Raw genomic sequence first — 8045 nt, 5'->3', positions numbered from 1 at the left:
GTTTTTGGAGTGATGGGCATTTCAAATGCGGACAAAGAGTTCGTGGTGAAGGTGCGATCCACTTGTTCGCACCTTCCTAAGGAGAGGCGGTTTTCGGATCAACGGCACGCTGGAAAGCAAAAACGAAATCGTGGGCAGTGACCGGGTCACCGTTGGACCACTTGGCATCTTTGCGCAGGTGGAAGACGTAGTGCTTGTTATCCTTGGTTTCCCAGGATTCGGCCACCGCCGGGAGAATTTCCCCTTTCGGGCCGGAAGCAACGAGACCCTCGAACAGGTCGCGCAGGATATTGGATTCGACCGTTCCTTCGGTCTTGTGCGGGTCAAGGGTCGCAGGCTCGGAGCCGTTGCCTTTTACCAGTTGCTGGACTTCAGCCAGCTTGGTTCCCGCCGGGACATCGGCAGCCTGAGCCACATTGACGCCACCAAACAGTGCAGCCACCAGCAATGTGTTAATCATTGTTTTTTTATGAGTCATTTCCCTACTCCAACAAGAACATTCCATGCATTTTTTAAAGTGACGGGGTTAAAACCCGCTCCCAGCATAATTCCCTGCCAATTCCGATAATGCAATAGATATTGTCAGGGTAATCGTCATTTTCTGGTCAAAAAATCAGCCATCATGCGCTTTTTCAGTATTAAAACACCAGCAAGGCGCTCATTTTTCACACAAACGACCGATTCTAGAAAAGACCGGGCAAAAAGCAACCAATAAAAAGCCGGTCACGAGGACCGGCTTTCATAAAGCGGAGCTGGCTCACATCAGGCTGGGGAAAACCCCCTTGATGCCGGCCACCATGATCTCGATACCCAGCGACATCATGATAAGACCCATGATACGGGTCACCACGTTGATGCCGGTGTTGCCCATGATCTTGAACAGCAGCGGCGCGGCGCGGAAGATGAGCCAGGAGCAGAAGGAGAAGACCACGACAACCACTGACATGCCGAGCAACTGCTGCCAGTGGCTCTGGCTGGCATAGACAATCACCGAGGAGATGGCACCTGGGCCCGCCATCAGCGGCAGCGCCAGCGGTACCACGGCGATAGACTCGCGCACCGCCAGTTCACCCTTCTCCTGTTTGTTGTGCTTCACCTCGCCCAGCTTGCCCTGCAGCATCGACCAGGCAATCAGGGTAATCAGCGACCCACCGGCGATCCGGAACGACGCCAGCGAGATGCCAAACCCATCGAGGATCAGCTGCCCCATATACATGGAGACCAGCAGGATCACCATCACCGCGATATTGGCAGTGGTATTGGTTTTCATCCGCTCGGCCTGGGTATGGTGGCTGGTCAGACTGACAAACACCGGCAACAAACCAAGCGGGTTGATAATTGCGAACAAACCGACAAAGAACTTCAGATACAACGAGACGTCAATTGCTGCCATAGGCGCCTTCCAATAGAGTTTCGGGCCCAGCGGGCCAGTCCATTAATTTCGTGCGTAAATTTACATCATAGCCAGAGCGGGCACCAATCAAATAATCTCACCATTTTGAGGGTTTTTTAGTTAGTTCATCTAATGCATCCACGCTAACTGGCATAAACCGATGCCAAAAGCCCTTTCTACCGCCCGACACGCGCCAGAAAAGTGAGCGCAAGCCTGCTTAATCATGACCAGAGAGTCCAACGATGACTGACCGAATGACCAAGCGACTCCAGAGAATCCAACCTTTGCCTTCCCACTATTTCAGGCCAGACATCACTTCATTGACTCGGCAAAAGAGCCACAATGCAAAAACCGGGAAAGCGGGCTGAAATGGCCCCCTTGGGGAATAAAGCGGATTAGTCATGGATTAAAACAACAATCATTTTTGCAACAAACGCTGGAATAAAGTGCGTTTGTCGGTGATTTTGAAACCAATTCACTCATATTCGCTAACCTATACCGCCAAAATAGCTCTGTAACACTATGGCTGAGTGCAATTAACCACTTGATAAATGTGGTTTATTACCCTGCATTAACAAGTCTCTCATCTTTCCCTTTGATGCACATTCCGATAACATCAGTCAAACAAGGATTGTGAAATAAAATTTCTTTTGTTCTTTTGTTACACATGATCCAGATCAAGTTTTTCTGAGTCAGCCCCGCTCTATAATCGACTCAGAAAGCGATTTAGTAAGGCATGTGAAAAAGCTGTTGCAACGATACCGTCTTGACAGGGCGACTATAATTGCCGGGCATTGCCAACGTCTTACTAAACAGTTTTCAAATAATCAGGAGATAAACATGGCAGTAACCAATTTGGCTGAACTGGATGCACTGGTCGCCCGCGTTAAGGAAGCCCAGCGTGAATTCGCCAGCTTCTCTCAAGAGCAGGTAGACAAGATCTTCCGTGCCGCCGCCCTGGCCGCCAACAACGCCCGTATCCCCCTGGCCCAGATGGCCGTGGAAGAATCCGGCATGGGTATCATCGAAGACAAGGTTATCAAGAACCACTTCGCCTCCGAATACATCTACAACAAGTACAAAGACGAGAAGACCTGCGGCATTCTGAGCGAAGATGATCAGATGGGTACCATCACCATCGCCGAGCCGGTAGGTATCATCTGTGGTATCGTTCCGACCACCAACCCGACCTCCACTGCGATCTTCAAATCCATGATCGCGCTCAAGACCCGCAACGCCATCATCTTCTCCCCGCACCCCCGCGCCAAGAACTCCACCAATACCGCTGCCAAGCTGGTACTTGATGCAGCTGTTGCCGCCGGTGCACCGAAAGACATCATCGGCTGGATCGACCAACCGTCCGTTGAGCTCTCCAACGCCCTGATGAAACACGACGACATCAACCTGATCCTGGCCACCGGTGGCCCGGGCATGGTGAAAGCAGCCTACTCTTCCGGTAAGCCTGCTATCGGTGTAGGTGCCGGTAACGTGCCTATCGTTATCGACGAAACCGCCGACGTGAAGCGTGCCGTTGCCTCCATCCTGATGTCCAAGACTTTCGATAACGGCGTGGTCTGTGCTTCCGAGCAGGCAGTCATCGTTGTTGATGCCATCTACGACCAGGTTAAAGAGCGCTTTGCATCCCACAAGGGCCACGTGCTCTCCAAAGAAGATGCAGACAAGGTACGTAAAGTCATCCTGATCAACGGTGCCCTGAACGCCAACATCGTTGGCCAGCCGGCTACCAAGATTGCCGAGATGGCAGGCGTAACTGTACCGGCTGATACCAAGATCCTGATCGGTGAAGGCGTCAAGCTGTGTGCAGAAGACGAGTTCGCTCACGAGAAATTGTCCCCGCTGCTCGGTATGTTCCGTGCAAGCAGCTTCGAAAACGCCGTTGATATGGCCTGTGACATGGTAAACATCGGTGGTATCGGCCACACCTCAGGTCTGTACACCGACCAGGACCGCAACGCTGACCGCATCAAGTACTTCGGCGACAAGATGAAGACCGCGCGTATCCTGATCAACACTCCGTCTACCCAAGGCGGTATCGGTGACCTGTACAACTTCGCAATGGCACCGTCCCTGACCCTGGGTTGCGGCTCCTGGAGCGGTAACTCCATCTCCGAAAACGTGGGTCCGAAGCACCTGATCAACAAGAAGACAGTCGCAAAACGGGCAGAAAACATGCTGTGGCACAAACTTCCGAAATCCATCTACTTCCGTCGTGGTTCCCTGCCGATCGCTCTGAGCGACCTGGAAGGTAAAAAGCGTGCCATGGTCGTAACTGACCGCTTCCTGTTCAACAACGGCTACGCCGATGAACTGGTCAGCCTGCTGAAAGCACAGAATATGGAAGTGGAAGTGTTCTACGAAGTAGAAGCTGACCCGACCCTGGCTGTGGTTCGCAAGGGTGCCGAGATGGCCAACTCCTTCAAACCGGACGTTATCCTGGCGCTGGGCGGTGGTTCACCGATGGATGCGGCCAAGATCATGTGGGTGATGTACGAGCACCCGAACACTGCGTTCGAAGATCTGGCCATGCGCTTCATGGACATCCGCAAGCGTATCTACAAGTTCCCGAAAATGGGCGTGAAGGCCGAACTGGTCTGTATCACCACCACTTCCGGTACCGGCTCTGAAGTCACTCCGTTTGCAGTAGTAACCGATGAAGTGTCTGGTCAGAAGTATCCGCTGGCTGACTACGAGCTGACCCCGAACATGGCCATCGTTGATGCCAACCTGGTCATGGGCATGCCGAAGTCCCTGTGTGCCTTCGGTGGTATCGATGCCGTGACTCACGCCATGGAAGCCTATGTTTCCGTACTGGCCAACGAGTACTCCGACGGCCAGGCGCTGCAAGCCCTGAAAATGCTGAAAGAGTACCTGCCGTCCAGCTACCAGAATGGTGCCAACGACCCGATCGCTCGTGAGAAGGTGCACAATGCTGCCACCATCGCCGGTATCGCGTTCGCCAACGCCTTCCTGGGTGTGTGCCACTCCATGGCTCACAAACTGGGTGCCGAGTTCCACATTCCGCACGGTCTGGCTAACGCCCTGCTGATCAGCAACGTCATCCGCTACAACGCGAACGACAACCCGACCAAGCAGACTGCGTTCTCCCAGTACGACCGTCCGCAGGCTCGTCGTCGTTACGCCGAAGTCGCTGACCACCTGGGTCTGACTGCTGCCGGTGACCGCACCGCAGCCAAGATCGAGAAGCTGCTGACCTGGCTGGACGAGCTGAAGGCTACCCTGGGTATCCCGGCCTCTATCCGCGAAGCTGGCGTGACTGAAGCTGACTTCCTGGCCAAGGTTGACCAGCTGGCTATCGAAGCTTTCGATGACCAGTGCACCGGCGCCAACCCGCGCTACCCGCTGATCAGCGAGCTGAAGCAGGTTCTGCTGGACTCCTACTACGGTCGTCCGTTCACCGAAGCCGCTCCGGTAACTGCTGCCCCGGTTGAAGCCAAGGTTGAAGGCAAGAAGAAATCCAAGGCCTGATAACCGGTCCTGAGATAACAAGCCCGCGCACTGCGCGGGCTTTTTTTATCTGCCACTTGCCACTAATCACAGCCATCATCTCCCTGCCGATTGCGCTAGTGCAGCCTCTAACTTCCCAACCAACTCGCCCCAGCCAATCCGTTATCGGCAGCCCAACCTGTGACTCAGCATTGATGCCCTCGGTGATAACAAGAGCACGCCCCATCACCTCCTCTCCCCTACCAGCAACGAATTACCCTGACGGGCAGATGTGAGCAGTGAACGCCATCTCAAGAGCTATAGGTGTGATAAACAGGATAAGCGGAGCCTCGCTAACGCAATGCAGCAGAACTGCGACTGGCATACGTACAGGACCAACCGACTGGCAGGGACAGATCAATGAGAATTCGCGGAGAAAGCGGGAAAGATTGTCAGTGAAGAGAGTTGTTGCACCGGTTGCTCAGCCGACATATCAGCAGTTGCCACGATGCAAAGATAAAAAAATGGCAGCCATCTGGCTGCCATCGGGAGAGCACGATTCAGCGATCAGAGGGTCGCAGCGACTTCATCGGAGATGGAGCCGTTGTGATACACCTCTTGCACATCGTCCAGATCTTCCAGCATGTCGATCAGACGCATCAGCTTGGGTGCAGTTTCTGCATCCAGCTCGGCTTCGGTGGAGGGGATCATGGTCACTTCGGCGCTCTGGGCCTTGAAGCCGGCAGCCTCCAGACCATCCAGCACGGTACCGAAGTCGTTCGGGGTGGTATACACCTCGATGGTGCCATCCTCTTCAGTCACCACGTCATCGGCGCCCGCTTCCAGCGCGGCATCCATCAGGGCATCTTCGTCTACGCCCACGAAAGTCAGCAGACCTTTCTTGCTAAACAGATAGGCGACGGAGCCGTCGGTACCCAGGTTGCCACCGCACTTGCTGAAGGCGTGACGCACTTCGGCTACGGTACGGTTACGGTTGTCAGTCAGGCACTCTACCATCACGGCAGAGCCAGCCGGGCCGTAACCTTCGTATACGATGGTCTCGAGCTGCTCGCCATCGCCACCACCGGCGCCACGCTGGATGGCACGGTTGATTGTGTCGCGGGTCATGTTGTTGGTCAGAGCGGCAGTCACCGCAGCACGCAGACGCGGGTTGTTGGCGGGATCGGCATCACCCAGACGCGCGGAGGTAGTGATTTCGCGGATCAGTTTGGTGAAGATCTTGCCACGCTTGGCGTCCTGAGCGGCCTTGCGGTGTTTGATGTTGGCCCATTTACTGTGACCTGCCATAGAGACTCTCCGTTATTTTTTAAATGTCAGTAACACTGATCATGACTAACCCAAGGGAAACACAGAGGCCGCACGGGGCGGCCTCCAGTGCCGGTATCGGCTTACTCGTCGCCCTTGACGGTGGTTGCAATCGCCAGCTCACCCAGTTGGGCGGCGTTGGCAAGGCTGGGGGCGTCTGTCATCAGACAGGCGGCCGCGGTCGTTTTCGGGAAGGCAATGACGTCCCGAATGTTTTCGGTGCCGGTCAGCAGCATGCTGAGACGGTCCAGACCGAAGGCCAGACCGGCGTGCGGCGGGGTACCGTACTTCAGCGCATCCAGCAGGAAGCCGAACTTCAGGCGCTGCTCGGCCGGGGTGATACCCAGGATGTCGAACACGGTGGATTGCATCTCGCTGTTGTGGATACGGACAGAGCCGCCACCCACTTCGTAGCCGTTGATCACCATGTCGTAGGCGTTGGCGTAAGCACCCACCGGATTGGCTTTCAGCTCGGCCGGGCTCATGTTGCTCGGCGCGGTGAACGGGTGGTGCATGGCGGCCAGACCACCTTCACCATCTTCCTCGAACATCGGGAAGTCGATGACCCACAGCGGTTTCCAGCTGTTCTCCAGCAGGCCCAGATCGCGACCCACTTTCAGACGCAGGGCGCCCATGGCATCGCAGACCACTTTCTTGCTGTCAGCGCCAAAGAAGATGATGTCGCCGTCGGCAGCGCCGGTACGATCCAGGATCTCGCGCACGATGGCGTCAGAGAGGAACTTGGCAACCGGAGACTGCACGCCTTCGATACCATTGGCCGCTTCGTTGACCTTCATCCAGGCCAAGCCCTTGGCACCGTAGATGCCGACAAACTTGGTGTATTCGTCGATCTGCTTGCGAGAGAGCTCGGCACCGCCCGGGACTTTCAGGGCAGCCACACGACCTTTCGGATCGTTGGCGGGGCCCGCGAACACGGCGAACTCGACAGCCGTCAGCAGATCAGCCACATCAACCAGCTCCATTGGCAGACGCAGGTCCGGCTTGTCGGAGCCGTAGCGACGCATGGCTTCGTCGAAGGTCATGATCGGGAAGTCGCCCAGATCCACGTTCAGGATGTGCAGCCACAGTTTGCGGATCATCTCTTCCATCACTTCACGCACTTGCGGCGCGGTCATGAAGGAGGTCTCCACGTCGATCTGGGTGAATTCCGGCTGGCGGTCAGCACGCAGGTCTTCGTCACGGAAGCACTTGACGATCTGGTAGTAGCGATCGAAGCCGGACATCATCAGCAACTGCTTGAACAGCTGGGGTGATTGCGGCAGAGCGTAGAACTTGCCCTTGTGCACGCGGCTCGGCACCAGATAGTCACGGGCGCCTTCCGGGGTGGCCTTGGTCAGCATCGGGGTCTCGATATCGAGGAAGCCGTGCTCGTCCATGAAGCGGCGTACGAAGGCGCTGGCTTTGGCACGGGTCTTCAGGTACTTGGCCATCTCGGGACGACGCAGATCCAGGTAGCGATACTTGAGGCTGATCTCTTCGCTGTTGACCTGATTGAAGTCCAGCGGCAGCGGCTCGGCACGGTTGATGATGTTGAGCTCGTGGGCGAACACTTCGATGGCGCCAGTGGCCATGTCACTGTTGCGCTGGGACTCGGGACGGGTGCGCACCACGCCGGTCACCTGGATGCAGAACTCGCCGCGCAGCTCGGAGGCCAGGGCGAACGCGTCCGGCTTGTCCGGATCGAAGAACACCTGAACGATCCCTTCCCGGTCGCGCATATCGATAAAGATCAGACCGCCGAGATCACGACGACGATGAACCCAACCGCACAATGTAATGGTCTGCCCTGCATGGGCCTCATTGACCTGTCCGCAATAGATAGAGCGCATGGACTTCTTCC

At 55.9% G+C, this 8045-nt stretch carries 4 protein-coding genes and 1 pseudogene; 1 reads left to right on the top strand and 4 read right to left on the bottom strand.

The window, feature by feature from the left end; all coding sequences use genetic code 11:
• Nucleotides 1-79: 79 nt before the first annotated feature.
• Nucleotides 80-478: pseudogene (locus tag OKB77_RS13400) on the bottom strand (ABC transporter substrate-binding protein); the annotation flags it as partial.
• Between the two features lie 279 nt (nt 479-757).
• The gene (locus OKB77_RS13395) at nt 758-1393 is read right to left on the bottom strand and encodes a YchE family NAAT transporter (protein ID WP_005337678.1); all 636 of its coding nucleotides are present in this window, start codon (nt 1391-1393) and stop codon (nt 758-760) included.
• Nucleotides 1394-2233: 840 nt separating this feature from the next.
• On the opposite strand from OKB77_RS13395, the gene adhE reads away from it, so the two are divergent.
• Nucleotides 2234-4900: a bifunctional acetaldehyde-CoA/alcohol dehydrogenase gene (gene adhE / locus OKB77_RS13390; protein ID WP_106844015.1), complete on the top strand. Its 2667-nt coding sequence runs from the start codon at nt 2234-2236 to the stop codon at nt 4898-4900.
• A gap of 525 nt (nt 4901-5425) precedes the next feature.
• On the opposite strand, the gene OKB77_RS13385 is transcribed toward adhE, so the two are convergent.
• Both OKB77_RS13385 and aspS read right to left on the bottom strand, forming a co-directional pair.
• A complete protein-coding gene (locus tag OKB77_RS13385; protein WP_005337681.1) occupies nt 5426-6166 on the bottom strand; it encodes a YebC/PmpR family DNA-binding transcriptional regulator in 741 nt (246 codons plus the stop codon).
• A 101-nt stretch (nt 6167-6267) separates the two neighbouring features.
• Nucleotides 6268-8034 (bottom strand): aspartate--tRNA ligase, encoded by a 1767-nt coding sequence (gene aspS / locus OKB77_RS13380; protein ID WP_270817830.1) that lies wholly within the window; start codon nt 8032-8034, stop codon nt 6268-6270.
• Between the last annotated feature and the right edge of the window lie 11 nt (nt 8035-8045).

Origin of the sequence: Aeromonas sp. Y318-3 (genome assembly GCF_027706185.1) — a bacterium.
Lineage (GTDB): Bacteria > Pseudomonadota > Gammaproteobacteria > Enterobacterales > Aeromonadaceae > Aeromonas > Aeromonas veronii.
Note: the sequence above shows the minus strand (reverse complement) of the source record. Positions and strands in the feature narration are given on the sequence as shown.